This is a genomic window from Vreelandella titanicae BH1 (genome assembly GCF_000336575.1).
GTDB lineage: Bacteria > Pseudomonadota > Gammaproteobacteria > Pseudomonadales > Halomonadaceae > Vreelandella > Vreelandella titanicae.
In genome coordinates, this window is sequence record NZ_AOPO01000004.1 from 1 (window position 1) to 15,062 (window position 15,062).

General features: G+C 53.7%; 12 protein-coding genes. 6 read left to right on the top strand and 6 right to left on the bottom strand.

Annotated elements, in window-relative coordinates; all coding sequences use genetic code 11:
• Nucleotides 1-274: 274 nt before the first annotated feature.
• From HALTITAN_RS09025 to HALTITAN_RS09050, 6 genes are all read right to left on the bottom strand, one after another.
• Nucleotides 275-1,267: an adenosine deaminase gene (locus HALTITAN_RS09025; RefSeq protein ID WP_027957439.1), complete on the bottom strand. Its 993-nt coding sequence runs from the start codon at nt 1,265-1,267 to the stop codon at nt 275-277.
• A 27-nt stretch (nt 1,268-1,294) separates the two neighbouring features.
• Nucleotides 1,295-3,025 carry a thiol reductant ABC exporter subunit CydC gene (gene cydC / locus HALTITAN_RS09030; protein WP_009286905.1) on the bottom strand — a complete coding sequence of 577 codons (1,731 nt, stop codon included), beginning with the start codon at nt 3,023-3,025 and terminating at the stop codon, nt 1,295-1,297.
• Nucleotides 3,022-4,695, bottom strand: a complete 1,674-nt coding sequence (gene cydD, locus HALTITAN_RS09035; RefSeq protein WP_009286906.1) for a thiol reductant ABC exporter subunit CydD — start codon at nt 4,693-4,695, stop codon at nt 3,022-3,024. Before cydD ends, cydC begins: the two co-directional genes overlap by 4 nt.
• Nucleotides 4,696-4,698: 3 nt before the next feature.
• A complete protein-coding gene (cydB, locus tag HALTITAN_RS09040; RefSeq protein WP_009286907.1) occupies nt 4,699-5,700 on the bottom strand; it encodes a cytochrome d ubiquinol oxidase subunit II in 1,002 nt (333 codons plus the stop codon).
• Nucleotides 5,701-5,702: 2 nt separating this feature from the next.
• Nucleotides 5,703-7,118, bottom strand: a complete 1,416-nt coding sequence (locus HALTITAN_RS09045) for a cytochrome ubiquinol oxidase subunit I (protein WP_009286908.1) — start codon at nt 7,116-7,118, stop codon at nt 5,703-5,705.
• A 274-nt stretch (nt 7,119-7,392) separates the two neighbouring features.
• Nucleotides 7,393-8,370 carry a calcium/sodium antiporter gene (locus HALTITAN_RS09050; RefSeq protein ID WP_027957440.1) on the bottom strand — a complete coding sequence of 326 codons (978 nt, stop codon included), beginning with the start codon at nt 8,368-8,370 and terminating at the stop codon, nt 7,393-7,395.
• A gap of 345 nt (nt 8,371-8,715) precedes the next feature.
• On the opposite strand from HALTITAN_RS09050, the gene HALTITAN_RS09055 reads away from it, so the two are divergent.
• The 6 genes from HALTITAN_RS09055 (at nt 8,716) to HALTITAN_RS09080 (ending at nt 15,062) form a co-directional block, all read left to right on the top strand.
• The gene (locus HALTITAN_RS09055; RefSeq protein ID WP_009286909.1) at nt 8,716-10,089 is read left to right on the top strand and encodes a paraquat-inducible protein A; all 1,374 of its coding nucleotides are present in this window, start codon (nt 8,716-8,718) and stop codon (nt 10,087-10,089) included.
• Nucleotides 10,082-11,767 carry an intermembrane transport protein PqiB gene (gene pqiB, locus HALTITAN_RS09060; RefSeq protein WP_039859017.1) on the top strand — a complete coding sequence of 562 codons (1,686 nt, stop codon included), beginning with the start codon at nt 10,082-10,084 and terminating at the stop codon, nt 11,765-11,767. Before HALTITAN_RS09055 ends, pqiB begins: the two co-directional genes overlap by 8 nt.
• A 10-nt stretch (nt 11,768-11,777) precedes the next feature.
• The gene (locus HALTITAN_RS09065; protein ID WP_039859019.1) at nt 11,778-12,362 is read left to right on the top strand and encodes a PqiC family protein; all 585 of its coding nucleotides are present in this window, start codon (nt 11,778-11,780) and stop codon (nt 12,360-12,362) included.
• A 65-nt stretch (nt 12,363-12,427) separates the two neighbouring features.
• A complete protein-coding gene (locus HALTITAN_RS09070; RefSeq protein ID WP_009286910.1) occupies nt 12,428-12,934 on the top strand; it encodes a helix-hairpin-helix domain-containing protein in 507 nt (168 codons plus the stop codon).
• A gap of 272 nt (nt 12,935-13,206) precedes the next feature.
• Nucleotides 13,207-14,463 carry a DEAD/DEAH box helicase gene (locus tag HALTITAN_RS09075; RefSeq protein ID WP_009286911.1) on the top strand — a complete coding sequence of 419 codons (1,257 nt, stop codon included), beginning with the start codon at nt 13,207-13,209 and terminating at the stop codon, nt 14,461-14,463.
• A 95-nt stretch (nt 14,464-14,558) separates the two neighbouring features.
• Nucleotides 14,559-15,062: a hypothetical protein gene (locus tag HALTITAN_RS09080; RefSeq protein ID WP_027957443.1), complete on the top strand. Its 504-nt coding sequence runs from the start codon at nt 14,559-14,561 to the stop codon at nt 15,060-15,062.

Below are 15,062 nucleotides of genomic sequence, written 5' to 3' on the forward strand. Positions count from 1 at the left end.
AACAGATATCAAAGGACGAATCCTTTAAAACCTTAATTGCTTGAGTCGCTTGCCTTGATATTTGGTGATTTGTCACCAACATCAGCAAGCGCCCACATGAATTACCTGATCAAATTGTTAAAGAGCTAGTCGATGAGGCCGTGCCCCGTTGACGTGTGCGTATACTACCCGATTCACCGCCAGGGTCAACAGCGATTTGAATATTTATGAGTAAAAACCTAGCACTGCATCTGATTAAAACAGCGCCTAGTCTGTGTGACTAGGCGCTGTAATGCTATACCCCAGCTAAACGAGCGAGAAGTTCTTCGCGTCGGCCTGGGCTAGTAAAGGCTTCCTCAATGGCGTTGCGGGTTATCTGACGAAAAACCGCCTCATCCCAGTCAAACGCATCGGCGCAAGCAATGTGATTGGTCAACATACCGCCACCAAAATAGGCGGGGTCATCCGAACTAATGGTTACTTTGAGCCCTTCAGCCAAAAGCTTGGGCAGCGGATGATCACGCAAATCCTCTACTACCTTTAAGCTGACGTTTGAAAGTGGGCAAACCGTTAGAACAATCTGTTCACTGCGCAAACGCTCAACTAGCACATCACTTTCTAAACAGCGCACCCCGTGATCAATGCGCTGAACATCAAGGATATCCAGGGCTTCTTTAATATAGTCTGCGGGGCCTTCCTCCCCGGCATGGGCCACGCGCACAAGCCCAAGCTGCTTAGCGCGCTTAAACACCTCAACAAATTTTACCGGTGGGTTGTTTTGTTCAGCGCTATCCAGACCGATGGCATCTAGCATTTTCCAATAGGGAGCGGCTTGCTCAAGTACATGCAACGCCTCCTCTGCGGGACGGTCGCGGAGAAAAGCCATAATCATGCCGATAGAGAGGTCGAGGTTATCCTCTGCCTCCTGCTTAGCTTTTAATAGCCCAGCCATTACCACTTCAAGCGGCACACCACGCTGTAGGTGCGCCTGGGGGTCAAAGTGCATGTCGATATGCACAACACCCTCCTCCCGCGCGCGCTTGAAATAATCCATCGCCAGGTCGTAAAAATCTTCCTCGTTACGCAGCACGCTCATGCCCTGAAAATAGAGATTCAGGAACCCCTGCAGATCATTGAAGTGGTAAGCATCTTTGGCTTCTTGAACTGTCGTATAGGGCAGCTCAATCCCATTACGCTGTGCTAGTGCAAACATTAGCTCTGGTTCCAGCGAGCCTTCGATATGCAAATGGAGCTCTACTTTAGGAAGATTGCGTAAAAATTCGTGCATGGAGGGCTCCTGGCTATCTCTTATCAATTAATCAATATCGCTCATTACCGATTCTTTAAGTGCGAACTGGCTAAGTCTACCGGCATCTAAATGCCAGTGGTACTCGACCCCAGGCAATGGGTTCAGTGAACCAACTTGATGGACAAAGAATATAACCGTTCGATTAAGCAGCCATTGATCCAGGGAAGCCGCAAGGTGGTTTGCCGTCACCGCATCAACGCCTGCAAATGGCTCGTCAAGAATCACCACTTGAGGACTGCAAAGCATTAGCCGTGCTAATGCCAAACGCCGACCTTGACCACCCGATAGCTGCTGGCCTTTTTCGCCCACCGACGTGGCTAAGCCTTTCGGCAGTTGCTCAACCCAACCATCCAAGGCAACGGCCTTCAATACCTCCCAGAGGTTTTCATCGCTTGCGGTGGGGTTGGCAATACGCAGGTTCTCAGCAATAGAGGCATCAAACAGATCCACCTGCTGAGTGAGCATAGCAAAGTGATTAGCACGGCTTTCGACCGAGAGCTGCCACACTGGCACGCCACCCACCATCGCCTCACCCTGAGTTGCTTGTAAGCGTCCCATCAACACACTGGCTAAAGACGATTTTCCGGCACCAGAATTGCCGGTAATCACCGCTCGCTTTCCAGCGGGTAGTTGAAAATTAATACACCTTAGCGCGGGCTCTAATGTTTGCGCATAGCGCAGAGAGAGCTGATTAACCTGAACGCTGAGATCAACATCTTCAGGTAGCGTAACAACAGGGGCAGCCGACGATGAATCGCTGGTTAGCGCATTTAACCGACGCACCGCTGCATAGCTAGCGCCCAGCTTGATAAAGCTAGCAGGTAGTGCGATAAACGCCTCATTCACCCCCAGCACTATCAATGCAACCATCACCAAAACAGGGCCCGTGACCAGCTGCTGGCTAAATACCAGGCTAGCGAACCACATAACTGCCACTACCATTAATCCGCTTATGACACTCACCAGGCAGTTTATTAGCGCCGCTTTACGCCCCAAGCGGCGCTGATTGCCGAACGCTTGCTGCTCTTGAGTCGCGATCATCGTCCGGTGCCACTGGGTCGTTTGATAGCTCATCAACTCAGCCGAGGCCTGTACTTGGTCGACCACTAGGCGGCGCAACGACTGCTGGTCAACCACCTGCTGATAGCTTTGCGAAAATCCCCAGGCAGCCGCTAACAAGGTCGCTACCAGCCAGAGCAAGCCCAGCGTCACCGCCATCAGCACGGCAATGCTGGGTAACCAAATAGCCACAAAAAGCGACACAGCCAATACACCAAGCAGCGCCACCAATGGTGGCACCAAGAGTCGCAGATAAAAATTATCCAGGGTGTCGATATCAGCCGTTAAACGGCTCAGCCAGTCGCTGGCACGCTCACCCTGCAAGCGAGCGTCGTCGAAGCGTGTTAAATGGCCGAATACCCGATAACGCAAGTCGGCAAGCAGCGTTAACACCGTATTATGGTTATAGAGACGCTCGACATAGCGCGCGATAGTGCGCGCCAAGGCGAAGAAACGAATGCCACCACCGGGAACATAAACATCGAGCCGCGCAGGAATACCCAGCGCTAAAGCGATACCGGTCAAAGCACTAGCGGTAATAAACCAACCCGACAACCCCAGCAGCGCAAGCCCGGCCATCAGGGTGACCCAAACCAGCAAGGCGCCCACCAAAAAGCGCCTGCGGCGGCGCACTAAGAGCAGCAGCCAAGGGCGGAAGTCACGGTAAATAGCCATCATGAGTCCACCTCTACCAGTTCACCCTGTTCAAAAGCCAGATGGCGTTGAGCGGCGGCGATCACGGCCGGATGGTGGGTCGCTATGACCAGGGTGCGCCCCTCTTGGGCAAGCTCAAGCAAAGCAGCCATCACGAACTGCTCTGTCTCTTGATCTAAACTCGCCGTCGGCTCATCTAACAGCACCAACGGCGCATTGCTAAGATACACTCGCGCGAGGGCAAGGCGTTGAGCTTGGCCACCCGATAACCCTACCCCACGCTCGCCGATTAACGTATCCAGACCCTCGGGTAGCTGAGTTAACAGAGGCCCAAAACCAGCGCGATGGAGTGCGGCAAGCATTTCTCCACGGGAAGCTTCGGGCGCCGCCAACCGTAGGTTATCGATCAAACTGCCGTGCAAGAGACAGGGCTGCTGATCCAGCCAGGCATAGCGGCTACTTTCTTGTCGAAGGTACTTGCCAGCGCTTGGGGCGATAAAGCCCGCGAGCAGCGCTAACAGCGTTGACTTGCCGCTACCGGAGACACCGCTAAGCACCACTACCTCACCCTGCTGAATGGTGAGATCGATAGGGCCTATCACTTGCCCACGGCTAGGATAAGCAACGCAAGCAGCCTTTAACTCAATGGCCGACCTATCTGACCGCGGAGCCATATAGTGATGCCCACTCACCAAACTTGGCTGATTGAGGATATTCACCACGCTCTCGGCGGCACCGAGTGCCGCCGCGCGATCATGGTAATGCTGAGAAAGCGTGCGCAGCGGTTGGAAAAATTCAGGCGCGAGCAGTAACACCGCTAAGCCCGAAAAAAGCGTCAACGATGCTGCCGGCCCGTACTCGATGTAGCCCAGCAGGCCGAAACCGACATACATAGCCACAACCGCAATCGCGACCGAGGAAAAAAACTCCAGCACTGCCGATGAGAGAAAAGCCAACCGAAGGGTACGCATGCTAAGACGTCGATAACCATCCGTGGCATACCAAACATCCTGCTGTGCGGCTGAAGTACGGCCAAAAAGCTGCAGTGTGGTCATACCGCGCACACGGTCAATAAAATGCGCTGACAATCGCGATACCGCAACGAACTGGTCGCGATTAAGGCGCTCAGCTCCCATGCCAACCAATGCCATAAAAAGTGGAATAAGCGGTGCAGAAAGCAGCAGGAACAGCGCCACCAGATAATCCAGCCAACCCGCCACCGCCAGAATCAATAGCGGCAAACAGAACGTAATGCGCAGTTGAGGGTAAAAACGCGCGAAATAACCTTCCAGCGCATCTATATGCTCAACCGCCTGATTTGCCAGCGAGCCGCTATGCTGATTGGTAAGCCACACCGGGCCCAAGGCAGACAGTTTATCCAACAGCTGAGCTCTGGCACGCTGTCGAATTCGCAGGCTCGCCTCCAGGCTTAATGTTTCATGCCCCCACTGAAAGGCAGCGCGTAACAGCACACTGCCCACCAGAAGGGAAAATATCGGTAATAGAGAAATGGGTGATCGATGATGCACCACTAGCTGATCAATAAGCCACGCAAGCCCAACCACCACGACTATCGTTTGACTACCTGCCAACACGCCACAAAGCGCTGAACCAAGCAGACGTTTACGCTCTCCCTTAGCCAACGCTTGCAGCCAACTGCGCGGCGTAAGAGAAAGCGTGTCTTCAGTTACCATGAATCAGTGGTATCCCTCGCCTACACGTACCTTGCCGCGGAACACCCAATAGGTCCAGGCGGTATAGGTCAATATAATCGGGATAACGAATACCATACCTACCAGCAGGAACAGCTGTGACTCCGGCGAAGAAGCCGCATCCCACAGCGTATAATCCGGCGGCACGATCACCGGCCATTTACTGACGATCAGGCCTAAATAGGTGAAGACATAAATGCCGATAGTGGCCAGGAAAGGCACCCCTTCACGCCGTTTTTGCACCGAACGGAAAACCACAAAAGCGCAAGCCAAGGCAGCAAATGGGAAAACCCAAATCAGTTGAATATTGCCGAACCAGCGCTCCCAGACCAAAGGATTCACAAACGGCGTCCAGAGGCTAATCACCGCAAAAACAAACAGCACCAGTGCCAGCAGCAGTGGAGTGATTTTATAGGCCCAATCCTGCACATGCCCCTCTGATTTCAGTATTAGCCAAGTTGCCCCTAACAGCGCGTAGCCTGCCATCAAGCCAAGCCCCGTTAGCACCGAGAAAGGCGTTAGCCAGTCAAAGGCACCGCCCACATAGGCAAAATCTTCAACCGGAAAGCCCTGGATATAGGCCCCTACCACGGCACCTTGCGCAAAGGCGGCAACCGCCGACCCCCAGCAAAAAGCGCGGTTCCACCAGCGGCGGTTACGGCGAGATTTAAAGCGAAACTCAAAGGCTACGCCACGGAAGATCAAGCCTGCTAACATTAAGAAAACGCCGATGTAAAGCGCAGGCAAGAACACCGAGTAGACCAGTGGGAAAGCGCCTAATAGCCCAGCCCCGCCGAGCACTAGCCATGTTTCATTGCCGTCCCAAATTGGCGCCACCGAATTCATCATCACATCCCGGGCATCTTCATCGGGAGCAAAGGGGTAGAGAATACCCAACCCCAAATCAAACCCATCCATAAGCACATACATCATGATGCCGAAACCGATGATGAAGGCCCAAACTAACGTTAGATCAAACATTTCCATGTCTAGCTCCTCACCGGGTCAACGTCATCATCAAAAGGTGTATGCGCCGCCGACATAGGCCGCATGGGGCGCTTGAAGTTCTCGTCGGTGGTTTCGCGTTCCTCTTCCGGCAGCATGCCGTTACGCACCACACGGGTGAGGTAATAAATGCCCGCGTAAAACACCACGCCGTAGACCAAGGCATAGCCAATCAGCGTAAACAGCGCCATAGGGCCGGTGAGCGACGGGGTTAAGCCCTCGGCATGGGTCATCATGCCGTACACCAACCAAGGAGAACGGCCTGACTCTGTGACGATCCAGCCCGCCAAAACAGCCACAAACGGCATGGGAATCATTGCCGTCAGGCCTTTTAAGAATAGACGTTTGTCATAGATACGCCCTTTGCGGCGCAACACCAGCCCCGTCAGCGCCACCGCAATCATTAGCAGACCAATCCCTACCATAACTCGGAAGCCCCAGAAGACGATCAGCACTGGCGGCTGCTCTTCAGGCGCCGCTTCATTAATCCCCGGCACCTCCCCATCAACAGAGTGAGTCAAGATAATGCTGGCCAAGTTCGGAATAGCCAGCTCAAAGTGGTTGGTTTGTGCTTCCTGATCAGGAATGGCAAACAGCAGCAGCGGCACATTGCCAGAGGTTTCCCAGTGCCCTTCCATGGCAGCCACTTTAGTCGGCTGGTGCTCCAGGGTGTTTATGCCATGAAAATCGCCGATGACGGCCTGAGTCGGTGCCAAAAAAAGCAGCAGCCAGAGGCACATAGAGAGAGCTCGGCGATTCGCTTCCGGGTCTCGATCGCGCAACAGAAACCAAGCACTCACCCCAGCGACAACGAAGCCACCGGTCAAGAATGAGGCAACGGCCATATGCATAAAGCGGTAAGGAAACGACGGATTAAAGATCGCCTCGCTCCAGGAGGTCACGTGGAAGCGGAAGTCAACTAACTCTACGCCCGCAGGGGTATGCAACCAGCTGTTAGCGGATAGAATCCAGAAAGAAGAAATAAAGGTGCCCACCGCCACCATAATGGCAGCAAATAAATGAACCCCTTGAGGCACCTTACCGCGGCCGAATAGCAGGACGCCCAGGAAGGCTGCCTCTAAGAAGAACGCGGTGACAACTTCATAGCTGAGCATGGGGCCGAGGAAATTCGAAGAGGCCTGGGAAAAGTTGCTCCAGTTAGTGCCAAACTGGAATGACATAACGATGCCTGACACCACCCCCATCCCAAAGACAACGGCAAACACCTTTGTCCAGAATAGCGAGAGGCGATCCCATGCAGGGTTCTTCGTTGTGAAGAACAGACCATGGAGCAGCGCAATATAAGACGCTAGACCAATCGTAAATACGGGGAAGATAGCGTGAAACGACACAACGAATGCAAATTGCAATCGCGATAAAACCAGCGGATCAAGTTCCATTTCACTCTCCTAAGACCTAATCGATATCCCATCAATGGGCTAACACAAGCTTAGTTGAGCCTTTATGGCAGTGCACTTTTAGTTATAAGCACTAAGCTTATTTCTTTACGCTAGTTTTTTACACTACTATTCCTGCGTTACTTTGCTTCACGCAACTTAGCTTCCGTCACTAGCGCCCCTCTTGGACAGCCATTGTATTACAGTAGCCGGATGTCCAAGATGGGTCGCATTGACGCACCAATTACCCTTGCGGTGCGGTATGGCAAAGTAGGCACTATCGCGACATAATAACGACGCTGACCATATAGCTGGTGTACGCGACAAACAGCGCCAGCAGAATCCCCCCCTCCAAGCGATTAATGCGCCGCGGACGACCACGCCAAGAAAACGCAAACAGGATCATCAGCAGCGTCATACCGGTCATCACGCTCCAGTCGCGCACGAGCACCTCTCGCCCTGCCTCAATCGGCGCAATGACACCGGCGAGGCCGACCACCGCCAAGCTATTAAACAGGTTAGACCCAACCACGTTGCCTAGCACCATATCGTGCTCTTTTCGACGCAGGGCAGTAATCGAGGAAGCAAGCTCAGGGAGCGACGTCCCGATGGCGACTACGGTCAAACCAATAATCAAATCGCTCACACCAAAGCGCAGTGCAATTTCAACGGCTCCCCACACCAGAAGCCGCGAACTAGCGATAAGCAGCACCAACCCCACCAGCGTCCACATGATGGCTTTACCGCGAGACATCGGCTTGCTATCCAGGGTTTCAGCGACCTCAGACACCAGCGCATCGTCGGACTGATTGCGAGAACGCAGAATGCTCACAACGATAAAGACAACCAATGCCAGCAACAGGCCAACGGCCTCCCAACGCGCGACGAATCCATCCAGCAGCATTAGGCCCGTTGCTAACATGACCAGCATCAATATCGGCATCTCTTTACGGATAACGCTAGAGTGCACCGACAGTGGTGCAACAAGGGCTACCAAGCCGAGAATTAAACCGATATTGGCAATATTTGAGCCATAAGCATTCCCCACCGCCAAACCTGGATTTCCATCCAGCGCCGCCAGCACGGATACCATCATTTCCGGCGCCGAAGTACCAAACCCAATCACCAGCATACCGATCAATAGGGGTGACAAACCAAGCCAACGAGAGGTTGCCGCCGCGCCGTCGATAAATTTCTCGGCGCTCCAAACCAGTAAGATCAATCCAACTACAACTGCTAATGTGGGAAGCAACATTTCATTTCCTTCATGACATAATGATCGGTACTGTTTTATAGGTTGTGCTTCTGAGCAACACTTCATTGCAACGGCAGTAAGATGCTATTACTAGCAATGCCTGCCACTATATGGCGACACTAGCACGTAAACCTGACGCGGAAGTACGCGGCCAATCAGGTCGAATCTAACTGTTCGCCATTGCGCCGCAGCATCGTTGTCTAAACTAACCCATTGGTCAAGCGGCCAGACTATGTTTTTAAACATTATTTCAGTGACATAGACTTGCTAAAATGCGTGTTTGACATGCTTAATCCGCCACATCCTAGTAGTTTTGCTAGGGGTTCGCACTGAGAGTTTTGGTTTTTGCGCCCACAAAAATTGATTAAGCGCCGTCCACTGCCCGTCAACGCCCCCATTGTTGACAGCTTGCCGCCTGAGGTTAGAACTCAGCGACGGCGTTTGCGTGCCTGCCACGAATGCGATTGGGTATCCGCGCTACCGCCGTTAAATTCTGGCGAGAAAGCAAGCTGTCCACGCTGCTCACACGTGTTGGTTAAGCGCCATCGCTACCCCGCTCAGCGCAGTATGGCCCTGGCCATCGCCTCGCTTGTCGCACTAATGCTGGCAGTGTCGTTTCCGTTTATTAGCTTTACGGTCAGCGGAGTAAGCAACCGCATCGAGCTGACCCAGACCGCCACCACACTGATTGGCTTTCACCAACCCGTGGTGGCTATCGCCGTCATTATGACCATAGTGGTGCTGCCAGCCGTGTATTTGCTTGGCGTTCTTTGGCTTCAATTTGGACTACTTCGCGATCGCCCCCTGCCGTTTAGTCGCGATATTGCACGCTCACTGGCGCATTTAACGCCGTGGATGATGGCCGATGTCTTTATTATTGGCGCCTTGGTAAGCCTGATAAAAATAGCGGGCCTGGCCGATGTGGAAATAGGTATCTCCTTCTGGGCGTTTTGTGCATTTGCGCTGCTGCTGTTGATGACAAGCCAGTCCCTGGATGCCGATTGGATGTGGTTCTCGCTTGAGGGAGAACCACTGGCTCCCGAAGGTACCCGGACAGGCCTACCCGCTGGTGAACAAGGGCTGACCGGCTGCCCAACCTGCGGACTGATTAACCGCCTATCGCCCCAGGGCCATGGGCATTGCATTCGCTGCCATGAAAAGCTTCATCAGCGGCTTCCTAACAGCTTGCAACGCACCTGGGCACTGCTGGGCGCCTCTGCCATTATGTATATTCCAGCCAATATCTACCCCATTATGACTACTACTAGCCTAGGCAACTCCTCGCCTTCGACGATTATTGGTGGCGTTGTTCAACTGATCCAGATGGGCTCCTGGCCGATCGCAGCGGTTATCTTTATCGCCAGTGTTATCGTACCTGTAGGTAAACTCGTTGCGCTAACTTGGCTTTGTTTGGTGGTTAAGCGTAGCAGTGCGCTCAACGCTCAAAGTCGCACGCGGCTGTATCGTCTAACAGAATTTATTGGTCGCTGGTCAATGGTCGATGTCTTCGTGGTGGCTATCTTAGTGGCACTGATTCGCGCTGGCTCCCTGATGTCAATTACGCCAGGCCCTGCGTCGCTCGCCTTCGGCGCCGTGGTTGTGTTAACCATGCTTGCAGCAATGACCTTTGACCCGCGCTTAATTTGGGATACCCCTCTTCCACATCGTCACCCTCTTCTTCGCCGTAAAGCGGCCACCAAGGAACCTGTTGATGGCTAACGAAACAGAATCGTCAAACACTGACCCGATTAACGATCAGGAGCTAAATAAGGCCAAAATATCGCACCAGACCAGATTATCGCCCATTTGGGTGGTACCGATCGTCGCGATTGCTATTGGGTTATGGCTGGTTTACGACAATTACGCTAGTCGTGGAACCCAGGTGACGCTGACCATGGAGAGTGCTGAGGGCATTGAGGCGGGCAATACGCTGATTCGCAGCCGTAATGTTGAAGTAGGCCGCGTACAAAGCGTGCGCCTGTCTGACGACCTTTCCCATGCAGTGCTGACCGCTCGTATTCAGCCGGAAGTGGAGGACCTTCTGCGCGAAGATACCCGCTTTTGGGTGGTTAAACCGCGCATTGGCCGTGAAGGCATTAGTGGGTTGGGTACCGTGCTCTCTGGCGCTTATATACAGCTTGAGCCAGGCACAGAGGAAGCACCACGGCGAGAATTCCCCGTTAGCGATATCCCCCCTGTTGCACCCGCTGGCCAAGCGGGACTGCGTCTTAGCTTGACGAGCCAGTTAGGTAACTCACTACGCGTCGGTGACCCGGTCTCCTATCAGGGCTACACAGTGGGACGCATCGAAGAAAATAGTTTCGAGCCTGAGTCACGCACCATGCAACATCAGCTATTTATTGAGGAGCCATATACAGACTTAGTCACCGACAGCACTCGCTTCTGGACCTCTAGTGGTGTCGATTTCCGCTTAGACGCCGACGGCGTTCGGGTTAACGTTGAGTCATTGGAAGCGCTGCTGGGTGGCGGCGTTACTTTCGGCGTGCCCGAAGATCTGCCCATGGGTCAGCCGGTTGAAGCCAACACACGGTTCACTCTCTACGCTGATGAGGATGCCGCTCGGGAAGGAACCTTTAATCGTTATTTGGAGTATGTACTGCTGGTCGATGAAACGGTACGCGGACTCTCCAAAGGCGCACCGGTAGAGTTTCGCGGGGTACGCATGGGCACCGTTGCCGCCGTACCCTGGAACTTTACCGCTCCGCAGCCCGACTCACGGGCACGCTTTGCCATCCCCGTACTGATCAGAGTCGAACCTCAGCGCCTAGGGATCGAAAATAGCGATATTAACCTGGAAGAGTGGAAGGCGAGATTCCAACGCATGTTCGGCCTCGGACTACGCGCCTCGCTAAAAAGTGGCAGCCTGTTAACGGGCGCTCTGTTTGTAGACTTGAACTTCCACCGCGACCTTGCCGATGAGTATGTCGCCGAGCGCTTCTCAGATCGAGATGTCTTCCCCACCGTAGCAGGCGGCTTTGCTCAGATACAGGCCCAGGTAACCGATCTACTTGAGAAACTAAACGCCCTTGAGGTTGAACCGCTGTTAACCGGTTTGGATAGTAACCTTCAAGCTTCTGAGAGCATGCTGAATGAGGTTCGCGACGTGAGCGCCTCTCTTAATCAATTGCTCAATGATCCTGAAACCCAGGCTGTGGGCGGCAACCTCAACGCAACCCTGGAGGAATTGCGCAGCACGCTACAGGGGCTATCGCCGTCATCGCCGGCCTATCAAGAGCTGACAACCGCCATTGAGCGACTGGATCGCTTGATGCGTGACCTGCAGCCTTTGACTCGCACGCTCAACGACAATCCCAGAGCACTGTTGTTTGATAATCTGGATGCTCAAGACCCCATACCGCGTGCGCCACGTGATTAAGGAGCGAACGATGTTTACATGGATGAGATATTCACTGCTGCTGATCTGCTTGTTGCTATCCGCCTGCGCCAGCAGTGTCACGCCCCCCGCTCGCTATATGCTGCCAAGCGACCCATTGGCTAGCACACCCCGCCAGCCCGAGGGTACGCTTATAGTGAGCGCACCACGGCTAGCCCACTACCTGGATGTCGACGGCATTGTGATGCAGCTAGACGACATTACACTGAATGCCGCTCGGGAACACCAGTGGGCAGAAGGCTTAGGCAGGCAATTAGAGCGGAGAGTGCGCGCCAATCTATCCAAAGCGTTGCCAACACTTAGGGTTATGCGTGGTGAAGGTGATCAATCCAACGCCCTCACCCTGCGCCTGAACGTAGATCAATTCCAGGGCCGCTTTGATGGTATCGCCGTGGCTAGCGGCCAATGGCAATTGCTAAACGATGCCGGCGAGCTGTTAGAGATGGAAACTTTCTATGCCGAAACGCCTCTTTCAGAAGATGGCTATCCCGCCCTGGTGCGTGCATTAAGTGATAGCTGGGATCAAGCTGCCGAACTTATCGCCACTAAAATACGTCAGGGCGATTATTTTGATTAATCAGTCCTTTTCTAAACTGAGTTTGCTGCACTACGCTTAATGCTAACCCTCTCAGGGATGTCAATATGCCAGCTGAACCAAGCCAGACCACAGGTCTGCCCGCTGAACAACTACGCGATGCCATTAACGCCCTAATGCATACCGCAACGGCACTGCTTGAGGGCGAACCGACTCAAGGAGTCCTCGAGACGGCTTTAAATAGCCACGATGCCCTGCGCGATCAGTTAGCAGCCCAGGCTCACGATGCCACAACGCTAGCCGCGCTTCAGCGCATTGAGCAGTTTATTACTATTCAAGCTGGGCACTATTATCAAATGGCTAGCGTCGATTTTGATGAACAGCAAAACAGTCGTTTTATCACCCTCTTTGCGCGACAACTACTGGGGCTCGACGGCATAGGACCAGCCACGGCCCGCCAACTGTTTCAACTTGGTGTTTTCACCCCTGAGCACTTTTTTACATTAGCCCCCAAGGAAGTGGCCCAGCTTGATTTGCCTGCGGCTACTTTAGCGCGGTTAATCCCACTGCATGCCCAGGCCCCATCGCTGGAACGATTCAGCGAAACAAGCTGAGGCCCTATAACCGTGTTACACTACTCGGCTTATTACTGACACGTAGTTTTCTGGTGTGTCCGTGCACACCAGGATGATAGTGCTGCTTGGCGCTATAACCTTCACGTCTCCTGTCACGGTCATCCACGGCTACCCAACGACCATCGCGGCACACTGAATTATCTGGCACACTTCGCTGCCGCGAAGGTGAATCAACCTCGCTTTTTGAACATTACATCTAGTGATAACAGCCACTTACCGGTATTAACTCACTAGGTGACTGCGGAGAACGCATGAGCTTTTCTGAACTTGGCCTGCACGCCGATTTATTACGCGCTGTTACAGCGCAAGGTTACACCGAGCCTACCCCGATACAACGACAGGCTATCCCCGTCGTACTAGAAGGTCGTGACATGCTGGCCAGCGCCCAAACCGGCACGGGTAAAACCGCTGGTTTTACGCTGCCAATGCTGCAACGTCTAAATACTGGCAAACGACCTACAAAGCGTCAGGTACGTGCACTGGTGCTAACCCCTACCCGTGAGCTTGCCGCTCAAGTAGGCGAAAGCGTGTCGACCTACGGTCAACATCTGGCACTGCGCTCCCACATTATTTTTGGTGGCGTTGGCCAGCAGCCTCAAATCGATGCCCTAAAAGCCGGTTTGGATGTACTTGTAGCTACCCCTGGCCGCCTGCTGGATCTTCACCAGCAGGGGCATGTGGATCTCTCCTGCGTTGAGATTTTAGTGCTTGATGAAGCTGACCGTATGCTGGATATGGGCTTCATTCACGACATTAAGCGCCTGCTGCGCCTGGTGCCTAAAAAGCGCCAAAACCTGCTGTTCTCGGCGACATTCTCTAACGAGATCCAAACCCTGGCACAACAGTTGCTGGATAACCCGGCGATGATTGAGGTAGCGCCACGGAATGCCACAGCCGACAAAATTGAGCAGGCCATTTACCGTGTCGACCGCGAGAAGAAGCGCGAACTGCTGGCTCACTTAATTCAACAGAACGGCTGGTTCCAGGTTCTGGTATTTACGCGCACCAAACATGGCGCTAACCGCCTTGCAGAGCAGCTCTCCAAGCAGGACATCCCTTCCATGGCTATCCATGGCAATAAAAGCCAGGGAGCTCGCACTCGCGCGCTAACGGCATTTAAGAGCGGCGACCTGCAGGTACTCGTGGCCACCGATATCGCTGCTCGCGGCCTGGATATCAATGAGTTGCCCCACGTCGTCAATTTTGACCTACCCAACGTGGCGGAAGATTATGTCCACCGCATTGGCCGCACCGGCCGTGCGGGCAGCAATGGCGAAGCCGTTTCGTTGGTGTGTGTCGATGAAGATGCCCTGCTGGGCAATATTGAGCGGCTAATCAAGCAGAAGCTAACAAAGCACATTGAACCTGGCTTTGAGCCCGACCCCAGTATCAAACCTGAGCCCATCGAGAATGGTCGACGCAACCAACGTCAGCCTCGCGCCAAACGCAAGCCCGAAGGCCAGAGTGCCAATACCGGCGGCGAGCGTAAACGCCGCGCGCGGCGCTAGCTCAGAGCGCAGGAATATGCGAAGGTGTCGCCTTTGCATATTCCAAGCCGCTGTTTCCAGCAGCTATTTTAGCCAATACTTTTCACGGAGTGATTATGGCGTCTTCTCAACTGATGGCCGAGTATCGCCAATGGCTGACGTTCCAACGTCAAGAGCAGCTCAGCCGCGAACATCAAGGGATCGTGCAGCGTTTAGAGGACGCCCGTGCGTCAGCTAATCAGGTGCTTCAAGCCTACCGCAGTATGGCTGAAAAGGCCTCGATCGAAGGGGCCTGCTACCGCACGATTTTCTTGCGCCAACGGGATGACAACCACGCCCTCCCCTGCGAAGGCTGGCTTTTTGTACGCCGAGTACTGAGCGAAGGCAATAGCACCCGCGTACGTGTCACCCTGCTTGAAACTTTTACCCTTGAAGATGGCATCATGGCGCCGGGCGATAAACCTGCTCGCAAGCTTACTTTAGAAATATTTGACCAGTTGAATATGGATAAAGGCATGCGCACAAACGTCAGGGTCGACTGCCTGGATACTCCCCAGGATTACCACTTCATTACGCTACTCGATGCCGTTCGCGGAGACTTGCGTCCCCACCTCAAGTAA

Bases quoted from the DNA above. Each gene is read 5' to 3' on its own strand.
- HALTITAN_RS09025 (WP_027957439.1), bottom strand. From the start codon at position 1,267: ATGCACGAATTTTTACGCAATCTTCCTAAAGTAGAGCTCCATTTGCAT.
- cydC (WP_009286905.1), bottom strand. From the start codon at position 3,025: ATGATGGCTATTTACCGTGACTTCCGCCCTTGGCTGCTGCTCTTAGTG.
- cydD (WP_009286906.1), bottom strand. From the start codon at position 4,695: ATGGTAACTGAAGACACGCTTTCTCTTACGCCGCGCAGTTGGCTGCAA.
- cydB (WP_009286907.1), bottom strand. From the start codon at position 5,700: ATGGAAATGTTTGATCTAACGTTAGTTTGGGCCTTCATCATCGGTTTC.
- HALTITAN_RS09045 (WP_009286908.1), bottom strand. From the start codon at position 7,118: ATGGAACTTGATCCGCTGGTTTTATCGCGATTGCAATTTGCATTCGTT.
- HALTITAN_RS09050 (WP_027957440.1), bottom strand. From the start codon at position 8,370: ATGTTGCTTCCCACATTAGCAGTTGTAGTTGGATTGATCTTACTGGTT.
- pqiB (WP_039859017.1), top strand. From the start codon at position 10,082: ATGGCTAACGAAACAGAATCGTCAAACACTGACCCGATTAACGATCAG.
- HALTITAN_RS09065 (WP_039859019.1), top strand. From the start codon at position 11,778: ATGTTTACATGGATGAGATATTCACTGCTGCTGATCTGCTTGTTGCTA.
- HALTITAN_RS09070 (WP_009286910.1), top strand. From the start codon at position 12,428: ATGCCAGCTGAACCAAGCCAGACCACAGGTCTGCCCGCTGAACAACTA.
- HALTITAN_RS09075 (WP_009286911.1), top strand. From the start codon at position 13,207: ATGAGCTTTTCTGAACTTGGCCTGCACGCCGATTTATTACGCGCTGTT.
- HALTITAN_RS09080 (WP_027957443.1), top strand. From the start codon at position 14,559: ATGGCGTCTTCTCAACTGATGGCCGAGTATCGCCAATGGCTGACGTTC.